This window comes from Micromonospora mangrovicola, from assembly GCF_047200535.1.
Taxonomy (GTDB): domain Bacteria; phylum Actinomycetota; class Actinomycetes; order Mycobacteriales; family Micromonosporaceae; genus Micromonospora.
This window is the reverse complement of the sequence record NZ_JBJZOG010000072.1, coordinates 17,829-32,806: the sequence shown is the minus strand read 5'-3', so window position 1 is coordinate 32,806 and position 14,978 is coordinate 17,829. Positions and strand designations below refer to the sequence as shown.

Annotated in this window: 15 protein-coding genes; 6 read left to right on the top strand and 9 right to left on the bottom strand. The window is 74.4% G+C overall.

Annotated features, from left to right (window positions below; genetic code table 11):
* The coding region (locus ACL02O_RS24280) for a lycopene cyclase family protein (protein ID WP_412820452.1) at positions 1-1,302 on the bottom strand (1,302 nt) is incomplete at its 3' end.
* 96 nt (positions 1,303-1,398) lie between these two features.
* Between ACL02O_RS24280 and ACL02O_RS24275 the strand changes: the two genes are divergently transcribed.
* Entirely contained in the window at positions 1,399-2,463 is a 1,065-nt protein-coding gene (locus tag ACL02O_RS24275) for a Gfo/Idh/MocA family protein (protein ID WP_412820451.1), read from the top strand.
* A 106-nt stretch (positions 2,464-2,569) separates the two neighbouring features.
* Here the strand turns inward: ACL02O_RS24275 and ACL02O_RS24270 are convergent, their stop codons facing one another.
* From ACL02O_RS24270 to ACL02O_RS24255, 4 genes are all read right to left on the bottom strand, one after another.
* Complete coding sequence (locus ACL02O_RS24270) at positions 2,570-3,826, bottom strand: MFS transporter (RefSeq protein ID WP_412820450.1); 1,257 nt, start codon at positions 3,824-3,826, stop codon at positions 2,570-2,572.
* Positions 3,827-3,837: 11 nt separating this feature from the next.
* Complete coding sequence (locus tag ACL02O_RS24265) at positions 3,838-4,554, bottom strand: nucleoside/nucleotide kinase family protein (protein ID WP_412820449.1); 717 nt, start codon at positions 4,552-4,554, stop codon at positions 3,838-3,840.
* A 159-nt stretch (positions 4,555-4,713) separates the two neighbouring features.
* Positions 4,714-5,178, bottom strand: a complete 465-nt coding sequence (locus ACL02O_RS24260) for a hypothetical protein (protein WP_412820448.1) — start codon at positions 5,176-5,178, stop codon at positions 4,714-4,716.
* Positions 5,175-5,984, bottom strand: a complete 810-nt coding sequence (locus tag ACL02O_RS24255) for an aminoglycoside adenylyltransferase family protein (RefSeq protein WP_412820447.1) — start codon at positions 5,982-5,984, stop codon at positions 5,175-5,177. Before ACL02O_RS24255 ends, ACL02O_RS24260 begins: the two co-directional genes overlap by 4 nt.
* Positions 5,985-6,053: 69 nt before the next feature.
* Between ACL02O_RS24255 and ACL02O_RS24250 the strand changes: the two genes are divergently transcribed.
* Both ACL02O_RS24250 and ACL02O_RS24245 read left to right on the top strand, forming a co-directional pair.
* Positions 6,054-6,563 (top strand): pyridoxamine 5'-phosphate oxidase family protein, encoded by a 510-nt coding sequence (locus ACL02O_RS24250; RefSeq protein ID WP_412820446.1) that lies wholly within the window; start codon positions 6,054-6,056, stop codon positions 6,561-6,563.
* A 47-nt stretch (positions 6,564-6,610) separates the two neighbouring features.
* Positions 6,611-7,135: a GNAT family N-acetyltransferase gene (locus ACL02O_RS24245; RefSeq protein WP_412820445.1), complete on the top strand. Its 525-nt coding sequence runs from the start codon at positions 6,611-6,613 to the stop codon at positions 7,133-7,135.
* 317 nt (positions 7,136-7,452) lie between these two features.
* Here the strand turns inward: ACL02O_RS24245 and ACL02O_RS24240 are convergent, their stop codons facing one another.
* The gene (locus tag ACL02O_RS24240) at positions 7,453-8,001 is read right to left on the bottom strand and encodes a 2'-5' RNA ligase family protein (protein ID WP_412820444.1); all 549 of its coding nucleotides are present in this window, start codon (positions 7,999-8,001) and stop codon (positions 7,453-7,455) included.
* 339 nt (positions 8,002-8,340) lie between these two features.
* Here ACL02O_RS24240 and ACL02O_RS24235 point away from each other — a divergent pair, with 339 nt between their 5' ends.
* Positions 8,341-8,850, top strand: a complete 510-nt coding sequence (locus ACL02O_RS24235; protein ID WP_412820443.1) for a DinB family protein — start codon at positions 8,341-8,343, stop codon at positions 8,848-8,850.
* A gap of 21 nt (positions 8,851-8,871) precedes the next feature.
* On the opposite strand, the gene ACL02O_RS24230 is transcribed toward ACL02O_RS24235, so the two are convergent.
* Both ACL02O_RS24230 and ACL02O_RS24225 read right to left on the bottom strand, forming a co-directional pair.
* Positions 8,872-10,479 (bottom strand): AMP-binding protein, encoded by a 1,608-nt coding sequence (locus ACL02O_RS24230; RefSeq protein WP_412820442.1) that lies wholly within the window; start codon positions 10,477-10,479, stop codon positions 8,872-8,874.
* Positions 10,476-12,167 (bottom strand): AMP-binding protein, encoded by a 1,692-nt coding sequence (locus ACL02O_RS24225; protein ID WP_412820441.1) that lies wholly within the window; start codon positions 12,165-12,167, stop codon positions 10,476-10,478. The genes ACL02O_RS24230 and ACL02O_RS24225 overlap by 4 nt, the downstream gene beginning before the upstream one ends.
* A 128-nt stretch (positions 12,168-12,295) precedes the next feature.
* Between ACL02O_RS24225 and ACL02O_RS24220 the strand changes: the two genes are divergently transcribed.
* The gene (locus tag ACL02O_RS24220; protein WP_412820440.1) at positions 12,296-13,153 is read left to right on the top strand and encodes a helix-turn-helix transcriptional regulator; all 858 of its coding nucleotides are present in this window, start codon (positions 12,296-12,298) and stop codon (positions 13,151-13,153) included.
* 381 nt (positions 13,154-13,534) lie between these two features.
* Entirely contained in the window at positions 13,535-14,353 is an 819-nt protein-coding gene (locus ACL02O_RS24215; RefSeq protein WP_412820439.1) for an ArsR/SmtB family transcription factor, read from the top strand.
* 66 nt (positions 14,354-14,419) lie between these two features.
* Here the strand turns inward: ACL02O_RS24215 and ACL02O_RS24210 are convergent, their stop codons facing one another.
* Positions 14,420-14,851, bottom strand: coding sequence for a DUF6069 family protein (locus ACL02O_RS24210; RefSeq protein WP_412820438.1), 432 nt, complete (start codon positions 14,849-14,851; stop codon positions 14,420-14,422).
* Between the last annotated feature and the right edge of the window lie 127 nt (positions 14,852-14,978).

Below are 14,978 nucleotides of genomic sequence, written 5' to 3'. Positions count from 1 at the left end.
CCCTGTTGACGGTGCACCGCCCCTCCACGTTGGCGCTCGCCGACCGCTTCCCCCCCCTCCCCCCCCCCCCCCTCCCCCCCCCCCCCACCCCCCCCCCCCGGAAGGGGGGTGGGCCCCCACCCCCCGGCGCAGCCGGGCGCGCAGCCGGCCCCCGGCGTCCCCGAGCACCGCGCCGGTCATCGGCAGCAGCGGGCTGGACCGCATCACCGCCAGGTCCTCGGCCGGGGAGGTGACCCCGTCGAGGAAGCGCAGCACCCGCTCGGCGGGATTGCGGTCGAAGAGCCGCTCGAAGAACTCGACCCCGTCGACGTGCCCCCGGTCCAGGGCCCGCAACGCCACCGCGTCCAGCCACCGGTGCCGGGACGGGTACGCGGGCGCCGGCACCGGCGGGCGGCCGGCGGCGAGGGCCCGGGCCACCTGGTCGGCCTGGCGCAGCATGGCGGAGAAGGTGAAGCCGGTGGAGGGGCGGGTCGCGCCGCCGGCGGTGCCGAGGCGCACCACCCGCGCCGACGGGCGGGGCACGAACGGGCCGTCGGTCATCGGGATGACGCCGTTCTCCACCTCGCGCACCCGCAGCCCGGCCAGGTCCAGGTCGAGCAGGGCGGCGTAGGCGCGCAGCGCCGCGTCGTACGCCGCGTCGGGCAGCAGGGCGGGTGAGAACTCGGTGTACTCGACCAGCGCGTACCGGTCGCTGACCGGGAGCACGTAGCCGAAGGAGACACCCCGGTCCGGCTGCGGGGTGCGGAAATCCATCAGCACCGCCCGGTCCGGGTCGAAGGTGGGCCGGTCGGCCGCCAGCCACCAGCCCCGGAAGTGCTGGAGCCAGTTGGTGCGCCCGGGCCGCCGGGGCGGGCGGGGCCGGGAGTCGAGGACCCAGCCGGCTCGGACCAGGGGCCGTCCGTCCGGGTCGTGGACGGTCACCCGGTGGCCGTCGTCGCGCAGTTCGCCGGCCGGCGCGCCGATGCGCACCGCGCCCAACCGCTGCTCGGCCGCGGCGGCCCGGTCGTAGACCGGGGCGGAGCGCAGCATGGCGTACCGGAGAGGGGCCAGTGGGAGGACGCGGCGGCCGGCGGGCGTGACCACGTCGACCCGCGACCAGCTGGCGCTCAGCAGCGGGTCGAGGTCGGCGCCCGGGGTGCCCCAGAAGGCCCAGGTCCGATCCTGGCCGCGCCTGCGCACCGGGTCGATCACGGCGACCCGCAGGCCGGTCACTGCGCGCCGGTCCAGGGCGGCCAGGACCAGGGAGGCGGCGCCGCCGCCGCCCACCAGGGCGAGGTCGACGTCGACCGGGGATGCGTCCACCCGCCCACGCTGTCACACCGCGGGCGGTGCCCGCCCGCGACCCCGCCGCCGGCGCGCCGCGTAGGGTCGAGGCATCGGGCGACGACGGGGGACGGCATGGCGCGGGCGCCGCTGCGGGTGGGGTTGCTGGGGTACGGGGTGGCCGGGCGGGTGTTCCACGCCCCGCTGATCGCCGCGACGCCCGGGCTGCGGCTGGCGGCCGTGGTGACCCGCGACCCGCGGCGTCGCGAGCAGGTGCACGCCGAGCATCCGGACGCCCGCGTCGTCGACGGCGCCGACGAGCTGTGGCGGGCCGCGGACACCCTGGACCTGGTGGTGGTGGCCACCCCGAACCGGCAGCACGTGCCAATGGCCCGGGCGGCGGTGGCGGCCGGCCTGCCGGTGGTGGTGGACAAGCCGCTCGCGCCGACCGCGGCGCAGGGCCGCGCGCTGGTCACGGAGGCGGCCGCCGCAGGCGTGCCGCTGACCGTCTTCCAGAACCGCCGCTGGGACGGGGACTTCCTGACCGTCCGCCGGCTCGTCGAGGCCGGCGAACTGGGCCGGGTGGCCCGGTTCGAGTCGCGGTTCGAGCGGTGGCGGCCGGCGATCAAACCGGGCTGGCGGGAGAGCGGCGCGCCCGGTGAGGCCGGTGGGGCGCTGTTCGACCTGGGCGCCCACCTGATCGACCAGGCGGTTCAGCTGTTCGGCCCGGTGACCCGGGTGTACGCCGAGGTGGACCGGCGGCGGCCCGGGGCCGAGGTGGACGACGACGCGTTCGTGGCGTTGACCCACGCCGGCGGGATCCGCTCCCAGCTGTGGATGAGCGCGGTGGCGGCGCAGCTCGGACCCCGGATGCGGGTGCTCGGCGACCGGGCCGCGTACACCACGTACGGGCTGGATCCGCAGGAGGCGGCGCTGCGCGAGGGCGGCCGGCCGGACCGGCCCGGCTGGGGCGAGGTCGGCCCCGACCGGTACGGCCGGCTCGGCTCCGACGACGAGCTGCGCCCGGTGCCCACCGAGGCAGGCCGCTACCAGGACTTCTACGCCCAGCTTGCGGCGGCGCTGCGGGACGGGGCGCCACTGCCGGTGGACCCGGCCGACGCGGTGGCCGTGGTGGAGCTGATCGAGCTGGCCCACCGGGCGGCCGAACAGGGCGTGACGCTGCCGGTGCCGCCGCGCTGAGGTCAGTGCGGGGAGAAGCCACCGCCGGCTCCGGCGGTCAGCACGGTCCGGGCCGGTTCCAGCGCGGCGAACAGCGGTGGTACGGCGAGCGACGGCACCGGGCGGCTCACGCGACGACGGCCGGGGCGTCCCGCTCTGCCGGGGCGGGGTCGGCGTACGCGGCGGCGACGGTGGCCCGGTCGAAGACCCGCCAGGTCGCGGCGATGACGAGCAGGGCGACGACGAAGCCCACCCAGTACGGCGCGGTGATGCCGAACCGGTCGGCGACCAGGCCGCCGAGCAGCGCGCCGACGCAGTTGCCGCCGGCGGCGAGGAACAGGTTCGTGCTGCCCACCCGGCCCAGCAGCGCGGGCGGGGTGAGCCGCTGGCGCAGCGAGTTCGCCACCATGTTCCACAGCGAGGAGTGCACCCCGAAGGCGAACAGTGCCAGCCCGACGACGACCGCGCTGCGCGAGGCGGCCAGGGCCAGGTGCAGGCCCGCCTCGATCAGCAGGCCGATCCGGACGGTCCAGGTGGCGGTGATCGCGGCGACCAGCCGGTCCCCGAGGGCCGCGCCGAGCAGCCCGCCGACCGCCAGGCAGGTGAACAGTGCGCCGTAGCCGACCTCGTTGAGTCCGAGCCGGTCGGCGGCCAGCAGCACCAGCACCGCGAGGGCGGCGGTGAGGGTGACGTTGAGCAGGCCGATCAGCAGGGTCATGGTGCGCAGCAGTCGCTGGGACAGCAGGAAGCGGAACCCCTCGGCGACCTCCGAGCGGACCGAGCGGCGTCCGGCCGGCGCCACGGCGCCCCGGTACGTCCCGGCGAGCAGCCCGACCAGCACGGCGCTCAGGGCGTACGTGCCGGCGTTGACGGCGAACGGGATGGCCGCTGCCGCCAGGAAGAGGAACCCGCCGAGCGGGCCGGCGACCAGGTTCTGCATGACCTGGGTGCCGCCGCCGAGCCAGCCGTTGGCCCGCTCCAGGCGGGACCGGGGAACCACCGCCGGCACGACCGCCTGCGCGGCGGCGCGGAACACCACCTCGCCGGTGTTGACCACGAAGAGCACCGCGTACAGCAGGGCGATGCCGGCGTGGCCGGTGGCCATCGCGGCGGCCAGCACCGCCAGCACGGCCACCCGTACCCAGTCGATGACCACCATCAGCCGGCGCCGGTCGACCCGGTCCACCAGGACCCCGCCGGGCAGCGCGAACAGCAACCAGGGCAGCCACGCCACGGCGGAACCCGCCGCCACCACCAGCGGATCGCCGGTCCGCGAGGCCACGTAGAGCGGCGCGGCCACGGTGGCCATGCCGCTGCCCAGCGCCGACATGGTGCTGGCCGTCCAGAGTCGGGCGAAGCGCCCGTCGAGCCTGTCCCCCGTCACGGCGAGGGAACCTACCAGGATTCGCGGTCCGCTCCGACCGGGTTACCAGCCGGCCAGCGCAGCACGGCCGGCGCCGACGGGTCGGTCAGGTCGAGCAGGATGTCGGCCCGGTCGAGGGGCCGGGCCTCGGACCGGTACCGCCGCTGGGCGGGCAGGTAGCGCTCGCGGTAACGCTGCCGCACTGTCTCGGCGGAGCCGAACAGGTCGAGGTCGCGTACGAGGGCCCGGCGCAGCGTCTCCTCCGGATCGACGTGCAGGTAGATGGCGACATCCCAGTGCCCGCGCAGTTCGGGGCGGAGCAGGAACACCCCGTCGACGAGCAGCACGGCGTCCGCCCGGGCCGTCCGGGGCACGTCGGGCAGTGCCGCGTCGGTGCGGAGGTTGTGCGCGGCCGGCAGGTAGCGCCGGTCGCCGCCAGGGCCGAGCGGGCGCAGCACCCGCTCGATCAGGGCGTCGTGGTCGAGCGCGTCCCGGTAGTAACCCTCAGGTGAGAGCGGGCCGCGCCGCAGGCGTATCTCGACGGGCCGGTGGAAGTCGTCGACGCTGACCCGGATCACGTCCCGCCGGCCGGCCAGCACCCCGGTCAGGTCGTCGGCGAGTCGGGTCTTGCCGGCGGCGTCCGGCCCGTCGACCGCCACCCGGAGCGGGTGCGGTGGCCGGCACGGCGCCAGGTGATCGGCGAGGCGGGCCAGCACGTCGGCGCGGGTCGCCGGTTCGGGCGCGGGCATGCCGCCGAGCGTAGGGCAAGTTCTCCTCGTAACGCCGCTGTTCGTGCCGTTGCCAGGTGGCGCGCCACCGCGGGTCCACGGCCGGGGCGAGGGCGACGACCGGCGGTGGGCTGCCCTCGGCGAGGGCGGCGACGATCCGATCGTGGCCGTCGAGCACGGTCAGCGTGTGCAGGCCGCTGATCCACCAGAGCAGCGCGGTCGGCAGTGCCGGCTCCAATTGCCGGTGACGGCCCAGCGTGGCATGCCGTCGGCAAGCACCCCGGAGCCGCGATGGAGCGGGCCGTCGACGGCTTGGCCGAGCCAGGTGGCGAACCGGTGTGCCCAGCGCGCCGCCCAGGCGGTGTCGTCGGCGCTGGCGTCCCGGACCCGGCGGGCCAGCGCGGCGCTGATCGACGGGATGGGCGAGCGGTAGCCGCCGGTCCGGGCGTAGTGGACGCCGTAGTGGCGGGGGTGCTGGCGGGCCAGCAGAACGACCCGATCCGCCTGCCGGATCAGGAACCGGCGGGCGCCGGCCGCCTCCACCCGCAGCCCGGGATGCGCGGGCGCGGCGACATCGAGGGCCAGGCCGTCCCAGCCGCCGCCCCGCCCCGTCGGCAGCGGTGTCCGGGCCGCCTGGCCGCTCATCCGGCCTCCGCCGCCGGTGCCAGCCGGCGGATCTCGGCGAGCACGTGGTCGACGTGCGGGCGGACCTGGGCGGCCAGCTCGCCGCTCCACCGCTCCTCGGCCTCGCCGAGGTAGATGGCCCGGGCGTGGGCGAGCACCGGCCGGTGCTCCGGCGGGAGTTGGGCGAGCAGCCGGTCGGCGGCGACGTCCTTCGGGAAGATGTCGCCGGTGGCCAGGGTGGCCCAGATCCGGGCGAAGGTGAGCAGCACGTTGCGGGTGTCGTCGTCGAGGTCGGCGAGCAGCCCGGGGATGCCGGCGACGATCGCCCGGGCCAGGTCGGTGGCGGGGACCGGGTCGAGCAGTTCGGCCGGGGGCGGCCCGGCCAGCGGGGTGTTCCCACGCAGCACCATGGTGATCAGCGGCGCGAGGTCCGGGGTCGCCTCGGGCCGCGGCGCGCCACCGCCGGTGTACTCGTCGCGCAGCCACTCGCCGTACAGGAACTCGCCGCGCGGCGGATACCGCCAGGGGCGGACGTCGGCGTGCGCGACGACGGTCAGCTCGACCGGCCGGGCCGGCCCGCGGAACGCCCGCCGGCCGGAGATCTCGAACAGCCCCTCGACCAGCGCCCGGCGCTGCTGCGCGGTGGTCCGGCGGCCGGACACCACGAACACGTCGACGTCGCTGGCCGGGCGCAGCCCGCCGAGCACCCCGGACCCGTGCAGGTACGCGCCGAGCACGTCCGCGCCGAGCACGTTGTCCACCACCAGCAGGACGTCCTGGATCTGCGCCCGGGTGACCGCGTCGAGGGTGGGTCGGTCGAGGTTCATCGGGCCAGGATGGCCGTGCACGACGGACCCCGCACCCCGTTTTCCGCCAGCCGGGTGGGAAGATCACCCATGGCTGTAACCAACCCCTGGCTCGCCGGCCCCTCCCCCACTGCCCGCCTGGACCGGGCCCGGCTGGAGGAGCGGATCCTCAACCTGTTGTCCTCGCAGAACATGTGCGTGCTGGCCACCGCCGGCCCGGGCGGCCCGCTGGCCACCCCGGTGCGCTACTTCCACCTCGACTTCACGCTGTTGTTCACCGCCGTGGCCGGCTCGCCAAAGATGCGCAACATCGCCGCCGACCCGCGCGTCTCCGTCGGGATCTTCGCCCCGCTGGTCGGGCAGGCCAGCAGCCGGGGCGCGCAGGTCTTCGGTCGCGCCCGGGTGCTCCATCCCGACGATCCGGAGTTCGCCCACCACTGGCCGGCGTACCGGTGGCAGTCCGACCATGTGGAGCGGTCCCGGTCGCTGGACGACCCGCAGGCTGGGCCCCTCGTCGTGGTGCCGGCGGAGCGGATCGTCTACACCGAGCACTGGCTGCGCCGCGAGGGCTACTCGCCCCGCCAGTTCTGGCGGGCCTGACCGTTTTCCCGGCGAGGGCGAGGGGGCGGGACCGCTATCGTTGTCGGATGCCCGAACTGGTCGCACCTACCGTCGGCCTGCACGCCGCGTGGCTCGGGGCGCATGCGGAGTGGGGTCCCGGAGTCCATGAGGACGGTTTCGGGCTGCGGCCGACCGACGAGGTGGGCCCGCCGGCCGGGTTCGCGGCTTGGGTGGCCCGGCTGACCGACCAGTCGGATCCGGCGAAGCCGCTGGACGCCGACCGGGTGCACTGCACGTACCGGTGGATCGTGGAGGACGACCGGGTCCTCGGCGGCATCGCGCTGCGGCACGAGCTGAACGACCGCCTGCTGCACGGCGGCGGCCACATCGGCTATGGCATCCGCCCGTCGGCGCGCCGGCGTGGGCTGGCCACCTGGGCGCTGGGCCGGATGCTCGACGAGGCCCGCGCACTCGGCCTGGACCGGGTGCTGGTCGTCTGCGCGACGGACAACGTCGCCTCGGCGCGGACCATCGAGCGTCACGGCGGTGTGCTCGAGGACGTGCGGGACAGCGCGCTCGACCCCGTGCGGCGGTACTGGATCACGCTCTAGTCGATGCCACGGAGCGTCATGGCCATCCGGTCGCCGGCGCCCCGGACCGCCGGCGTGGCCGCTTCCGGGGCCTGCCCGTGAGGACCAGCGCCGGCTCCCGCCCCACCGGGATCGTCCAGTGTGCCTGCCACCAGGCCACGCCGTCGTGCATACGCCAATTCCAGCGCGTCGATGTCGTCGTCACGGCTGCCTCAAGACCAGCATGCCCTATGACGAAGCCACGGCGTGACCTGCCAGCCCTCAGCCGGTTGGGGTATACGCTGCGTGTGTACCTGTGCCGGGATGGCAGCGCAAACGGCTGCGCCGGAGAGTCGGGGCTACGGGCTGCTCGGGGTCCCTGGAGAAGCGCCCAGCGGGAAGTCGCACACCGTACACCACGGGCTACGGTCCGGAGTTCCTGTGATGAGCCGGACCACGTTGACGGCCGCCCGGATCGGCAGATGCGCCGAGACTGCCTCAGCGGCGTTCTCCAGCACCGGTCGCGCAGCGTCGTCACCGATCGTCAGGTGCGGCACCACCTCCGAGTACGCGCCGGCGTACGGTGGCGCCTCGGGAAACCGTCGCCATACCGCTGCCGTGAGATCTCGGAACAGATGATCTGGCTGCGGCGCGAGCCAGACGACGGTATCGCCGAACCAATCCACATGAGTCAGCGAGACATCGGATCGCGGAACCGCTGCAACGATATCCCGCACCATCGCGAGCACCGCCTCGTCGATCCGTTCCGGCGGTAGGAACGGGTACAGCACAGTCACATGCGCCGGCACACCCCAGGAAGCAGCGCGGTCCAACGACGCGCGGAACCTACCGACCGTCGGTTCGGCCTCAGGTATCGGCACGATGAGCGCAGACTGCGAAGGTTCCATCGCCGCAGTCTCCGACCATGCCAGCGACTCCGCCAACCAATTTCCATCCCGGAGTCACCGACACTTGACAGCAAAGCACACCGGATGTTTGCGCTGTGGAGGTCGAAGCGCACCCGGTGAGCCGGTACGGCCAGTACGCGCCACCAGCCGGGGGGTGACCAGCGAGCCTGACGAGCACGTACCCCACATCGGCCTCCCATCGCCTGGACGCCGAGCGCGTCCGGACGGCCAAGGGCAGGTCCCAACGCCGGTGCCGCTGACCCGCTCCCCCTCAACCCAACGTGGTCCGAACGACCCGACCACCGCAGATCATGCCGACCACACGGCATACTGCCCGGCATGCGCGTGCCGTTTCCCGAGCCCGGCCCTTCCGCCGACGTGCCGGCGCTGTTCCTCACCTACCTCGACTACTACCGGGACACCGTCGCCGACCGGCTCGCCGGGCTGACCGACGCGCAGGCCCGCACCACCCGGGTGCCCTCCGGCTGGACGCCCGTCGAGCTGGTGAAGCATCTGACCTTCATGGAGCGCCGCTGGCTGGTCTGGGGTTTCCTCGGGGAGCCGGTGCCCGACCCGTGGGGCGACCGGGCGGAGGACCGCTGGTACGTCGGCCCGGACGAGACCGTGGCCGACGTGGTGGCCGCGCTGCACCGGGGCGGGGAGCGGACCCGGGAGATCGTCGAGGCCAACCGGCTCGCGGCACCCGCCGCGCTGGGCGGCCGGTTCACCGATTCGGACCGCCGGCCCACCCTGACCGCGATCCTCTTCCACGTGCTGCAGGAGTACGCCCGGCACGCCGGTCACCTGGACATCGTCCGCGAGCAGCTCGACGGACGCACCGGGGAGTGACCGGCGGGCCGGGCGTGCCGGTCAGCCGAGGCCCGCCCGGCGCAGCTCGACCTTGCGGACCTTGCCGCTGACGGTCATCGGGAACGCGTCCATCACCCGCACGTGGCGGGGCACCTTGTAGTGCGCGAGGCGGTCCCGGCAGAACTCGGCCACCTCCTCGACGGTCAGGCTGTCGTGCCCGTCGCGCAGGATCACGCAGGCCAGGATCTCCTCGCCGTACCGCTCGTCGGGGACGCCGACGACCTGCACGTCGGAGATCTTCGGGTGCCGGTAGAGGAACTCCTCGATCTCCCGCGGGTAGACGTTCTCCCCACCCCGGATGATCATGTCCTTGATCCGGCCGACGATGGTCAGGTAGCCGTCCTCGCGCATCACCGCCAGGTCGCCGGTGTGCATCCAGCGCGCCGGGTCGATCGCCTCGGCGGTCTTCCCCGGCTCCTCCCAGTAGCCGAGCATCACCGAATAGCCGCGCGTGCACAGCTCCCCCGGCTCGCCCCGGGGCACCGTCACCCCGGTCGCCGGGTCCACCACCTTCACCTCGACGTGCGGCAGCACCCGCCCCACCGTCGCGGTCCGCCGGTCCAGGTCGTCGTCGTGCCGGGTCTGGGTGGACACCGGTGAGGTCTCCGTCATGCCGTAGCAGATCGCCACCTCGGTCATGCGCATCTCCGCGATGACCCGCTTCATCACCTCCACCGGGCACGGTGAGCCGGCCATGATCCCGGTACGCAGCGAGGACAGGTCGTACGAGGCGAAGTCGGCCAGGGCCAGCTCGGCGATGAACATGGTCGGCACCCCGTACAGCGAGGTGGCCCGCTCGGCGGCGACCGCGCGCAGCGTAGCGGCCGGGTCGAAGGTCGGCGCCGGGATGATCATGCAGGCGCCGTGGCTGGTCGCCGCCAGGTTTCCCATCACCATGCCGAAGCAGTGGTAGAAGGGCACCGGCAGGCAGATCCGGTCCTGCTCGGTGTAGCGGACCAGCTCCCCGACGAAGTAGCCGTTGTTCAGGATGTTGTGGTGCGACAGCGTCGCGCCCTTGGGGAAGCCGGTGGTGCCCGAGGTGTACTGGATGTTGATCGGGTCGTCGCAGCTGAGTTCCGCCGCCCGGGCGGCCAGCCGCTCCGCCGGCACCGACGCTCCACCGGCCACCAGGCCGTCCCAGCTCGACTCCCCGATGTAGACCACCGTCCGCAGCGCCGGACAGTCGCCGCGGACCGCCTCCACCATGCCCCGGTAGTCGCTGCTCTTGTAACCCGGTGAGGAGACCAGCAGGCTCACCCCGGACTGGTTCAGCACGTACTCCAGCTCGTGCCGACGGTAGGCCGGGTTGATGTTCACCATGATCGCGCCGATTGCGGCGGTGGCGTACTGCACCAGCACCCACTCCGGGCAGTTCGGCGACCAGATGCCGACCCGGTCCCCCTTCGTCACGCCCGCCGCGAGCAGGCCGCGGGCGAGGTCGTCCACCGCGGCACCGAACTCGGCGTACGTCCACCGCCGGCCGCTCGGGCAGTCGACCAGGGCCTCGCGATCCGGGTACGCCTCGACCGCCCGGGCCAGGTTCGCGCCGATGGTGTCACCCAGCAGCGGGGCGTCGGAAACCCCGCTGGCGTACGACGGCAGGCTCACCGGAAGTCCTCCTCGCGGTACTCGCCGACCGGCCGCGCCCCCACCCCGGCGTGCTTGTCCCGCTCGGCGGCGCGCAGCTCGGTGCGGCGGATCTTCCCGGAGATGGTCTTCGGCAGCTCGGCGAACTCCAACCGCCGCACCCGCAGGTACGGCGCCAGCCGCTCCCGCGAGTGGGCGAAGATGGCGGCGGCGGTCCCGTGGTCGGCCGCCCACCCGGGCGCGAGCACCACGTACGCCTTCGGCACGGCCAGCCGCACCGGATCCGGCGACGGCACCACCGCCGCCTCGGCCACCGCCTCGTGCTCCAGCAGCACACTCTCCAGCTCGAACGGGGACACCCGGTAGTCCGACGCCTTGAACACGTCGTCGGTGCGCCCCACGTAGGTCAGGTAGCCGTCGGCGTCCCGGGAGGCGATGTCCCCGGTGTGGTAGAACCCGTCCCGCATCGCGGTGGCGGTCAACTCCTCGTCGCCGTGGTAGCCGACCATCAGCGCGGTGGGACGGTGCGCCAGGTCCAGGCAGACCTCCCCGTCCTCGCCGGGCTCACCGGTCACCGGGTCGACCAGGGTCACCACGTACCCCGGCAGCGGACGCCCCATCGACCCGGGCTTCACCGCCGCCCCGGGCGGGTTGCCGATCTGCGCGGTGGTCTCGGTCTGCCCGTACCCGTCCCGGACGGTCACCCCCCAGGCCGCCTCGACCTGCTCGATCACCTCCGGGTTCAACGGCTCCCCCGCCCCGACGACGCTGCGCGGCGGATTCCTGAGCTGGGTCAGGTCGGCCTGGATGAGCATCCGCCACACCGTCGGCGGGGCGCAGAAGCTGGTCACCCCGCACCGGTCCATCGCGGCCATCAGCCCGGCCGGGTCGAAGCGGGAGTAGTTGTAGACGAAGACCGTCGCGCCCGCGTTCCAGGGCGCGAAGACGTTGCTCCAGGCATGCTTCGCCCAGCCCGGCGAGGAGATGTTCAGGTGCACGTCGCCGGGGCGCAGCCCGATCCAGTACATGGTGGACAGGTGCCCCACCGGGTACGACGCGTGGGTGTGCTCGACCAGCTTCGGCCGGGCGGTGGTGCCGGAGGTGAAGTAGAGCAGCAGCGGGTCGCCCGCCCGGGTCGGCCCGTCGGGGGTGAAGCCGCCGTCCGCGGCGTACGCGTCGGCGTAGTCGTGCCAGCCGTCGACCGGCGGACCGACCGCGATCCGGGTGTAGTCGCCGGGCATTTGCGCGAACTTGCCGGCGTGCTCCGCCCCGACCACCACGTGCCGGGCCGCGCCCCGCTCCAGACGGTCGGCCAGGTCCGCCGGGCCCAGCAGCGGCGTGGCCGGAATGATCACCGCGCGCAGCTTGATCGCGGCGAGGATGGTCTCCCACAGTTCCAGCTGGTTGCCGAGCATGAGGATCACCCGGTCCCCGGCCCGTACGCCCCGGGCGCGCAGCCAGTTCGCCACCTGGTTCGAGCGACGGGACAGCTCCGCGTACGACCAGCGGCCCTCGCCGCCGTCCGCCTCGACGATCCAGAGGGCGGGGTCGTCGTTGCCCTCGGCGAGCACGTCGAACCAGTCCAACGCCCAGTTGAACTCGTCCAGTCGCGGCCAGCGGAACTTCTCGTACGCGGTCTCGGGGTCCTCGCGGTGCGCGAGCAGGAAGTCGCGCGCCTCGCGGAAGGCGTGGGTGCCGGCGGTGGCCATGGGGTGTCCTTCCTGTCACCGGGCGCGCGGCCGGGAGGGGACGGCGCCGCGCGCAGTACCCTGATCCTCGATCGGGTGACGCAGGTCTCACCACCCCCGGACGGGGGTGGCCGGCGGGAGGTGGGAACGTGCCGCAGTTGTATCCGCGCGACGACACCGACCAGCTCCGCGCCGCGCTGCTCACCCTGCGCCGGGGCACCGGCCTGCCGGTCGCCTTCGGCGGCCTGGTCCAGCCCGGCGGCCCGGGCCGGATGACCATCACCGAACTGGCCGGCACCACCACGGCCGCGCTGCGCGGGCTGGCCATCCACGCCGGCGCCGGGCTCGGCGGCAAGGCCCTCGCGCTCGGCCTGCCGCTGCGGGTGAACGACTACCCGCTGGCCCGCTCGATCAGCCACGAGTACGACGCCCCGGTCGGCACCGAAGGGCTCCGCTCCGTGGTCGCCGTGCCGGTGGTGGTGCACCGGCGGGTCCGCGCGGTCCTCTACGGCGCGGTACGCCAACGGCTCAGCCTCGGCGACCGCCTCGTGGCCGCCGCCGTGGACGTGGCCCGGGACTTGGAGCGCCGGCTCACCGACACCGACGCCGCCCGGACCGCGCTGGCCACCCTGCGCACCACGCCGGCGGCGGCCGATCCGGCCGGCCCGGAGTGGGAGCAGGTCCGGCAGGCGCACGCCGAGCTGCGTGGCCTGCTGCGCCGGATTGACGATCCCGAGCTCCGGGACCGCCTCGACGCGGTCGCCGACCGCCTCGCCGGCGCGGTCGCCCGGCCGGACCGGCCGCCCGCCGCCGCACCCCTGTCACCCCGGGAGACCGACGTGCTGGCCTGTGTCGCACTGGGCTGCACCAACGCCGACGTGGCCGAGCAGCTCGGGCTCCGCCCGGAGACGGTGAAGAGCTACCTGCGCTCGGCGATGCGCAAGCTCGGCGCGCACACCCGGCTCGAGGTCGTGGTCGCGGCCCGCCGGGCCGGGCTGCTCCCTTAGCCGGCCGGGATGACGCGCTGGTCGCGCCCTCGGGCCGGCACCCTGGTACTCCCCTCGCCGGCCGCCGGCTGATCGACGGCCGGCTCGGCGCGCCCGTCCCCGAGCGCTGACTCATCGGCCCGCTCCCCCGGCCGATGCCTGGTCCGCCCGGCGGGCGTCCGGGGACGGCCGGCTCGGCTCGCGGTAACCCGGTGCCTCCGGGCGAGCCGGAACCCGCGACGTGCCGCAACCCGGGTGGGCCACATCGCGTAGAGCGTCCTAGGAGGCTAGTTCTGAGGCCATCGCCGCGGGGCGCCGATCGGGTGGGTTGACACGCAACCAATCGGTTGCCTATGTTCAGACAGGCAACCGATTGGTTGCGTGTCTGGAAGGCGGTGACGGGTGGACGAGGTGTTCCGGGCGCTGGCGGACGCCAGCCGGCGGCGGCTGCTCGACCGCCTCAACGCCCGCACCGGACAGAGCCTGCGCGAGCTCTGCACCGGCCTGGACATGACCCGGCAGTCGGTGAGCAAGCACCTGGCGGTGCTGGAGGCGGCCGGACTGGTGACCACCACCCGACGGGGCCGGGAGAAGCTGCACCATCTCAACGCGGCCCCGATCAACGCCGTCGCCGACCGGTGGATCGGCCGGTACCACCGGGAACGGGCGCGCGCCCTGGCCGACCTGCAGACAGCATTGGAGCGGGAGCCCATGGAGAACCCGACGTTCGTCTACACCACCTACATCCGGACCACGCCCCAGCGGCTCTGGCGGGCACTGATCGAGCCGGAGTTCACCCGCCGCTACTGGGGCGGGACCGCCCTGGTCTCCGACTGGCGGGTCGGCTCGCCGCTGCTCTGGCAGGACTCCCCCGACGGCGAGCCGAAGGACCTCGGGCAGCGGGTGCTGGTGGCCGAGCCGTACCGCCGGCTCGCCTACACCTGGCACGGCTTCCAGCCCGAACACGCCGCGCACTTCGGGTGGTCCGAGCAGGAGCTGGCGGCCCGGCTCACCGAGCGGAGGTCGAAGGTGACCTTCGACCTCGTACCGCACGGCGAGACGGTCCGGCTGACCGTGACCCACGACGACTTCTCCCCCGACAGCGAGATGCACCGGGCGATCAGCGGCCAGCTCGACGGCAGTGGCGGCTGGCCGGAACTGCTGGCCAGCCTGAAGACCCTGCTGGAGACGGACGAGCCGCTGCCGGCCCGCGCCGGCTGACCGGGCCCGGCCCGGCCCGGGATGACCGCGCCCCGTCACGGCATCCCCGGCCGGCCGGCGGGCGGGTCAACGCCCGGCGGTGCGGGCCAGCAGCGGGATGAGGACGGCGCCGGCCGCCAGGTGCATCCCGACCAGGGTGAGCGTCGCGGCCGCGCCCACTCCCCCGCCCAACGGCCCGAGCAGCGACACCAGCAGCACCATCAGGGCGACGACGGTCCACGCCGCCCGCGCCCGGGCGGTGAACCGCTCCAGCAGGGCCAGCAGCCCCCAGCCGGCCAGGCTCACCACGAGCGTGGCGACGCCCACCGCGACCGGCGTGACGGTCTGCTCGGCCCCGCCCGTGCGGGCCACCAGATCCACCCCGGCGAGGGGTACCGCGACGATCCAGACGACCAGGGTGGCGGCGGTGGCGGCGAGCACCGCCAGCGACCGACGGCGCCGGCGGCCCGGCCGGGCGGTGGGGGCGGGCGACCTCGTTGCGGTGGTGGCGGTCTTCATCGGCAGGTACCTCCGGTTTCGGATCGGCAGGCGACATCCAGGCGGACGCTAGGCGTGCGGGCCGGCTCCCCGGATCGCGCCGCGGGCCGGTTCGCCGGTCCGTCCCGCGGACCGGATTCCGCCGGCG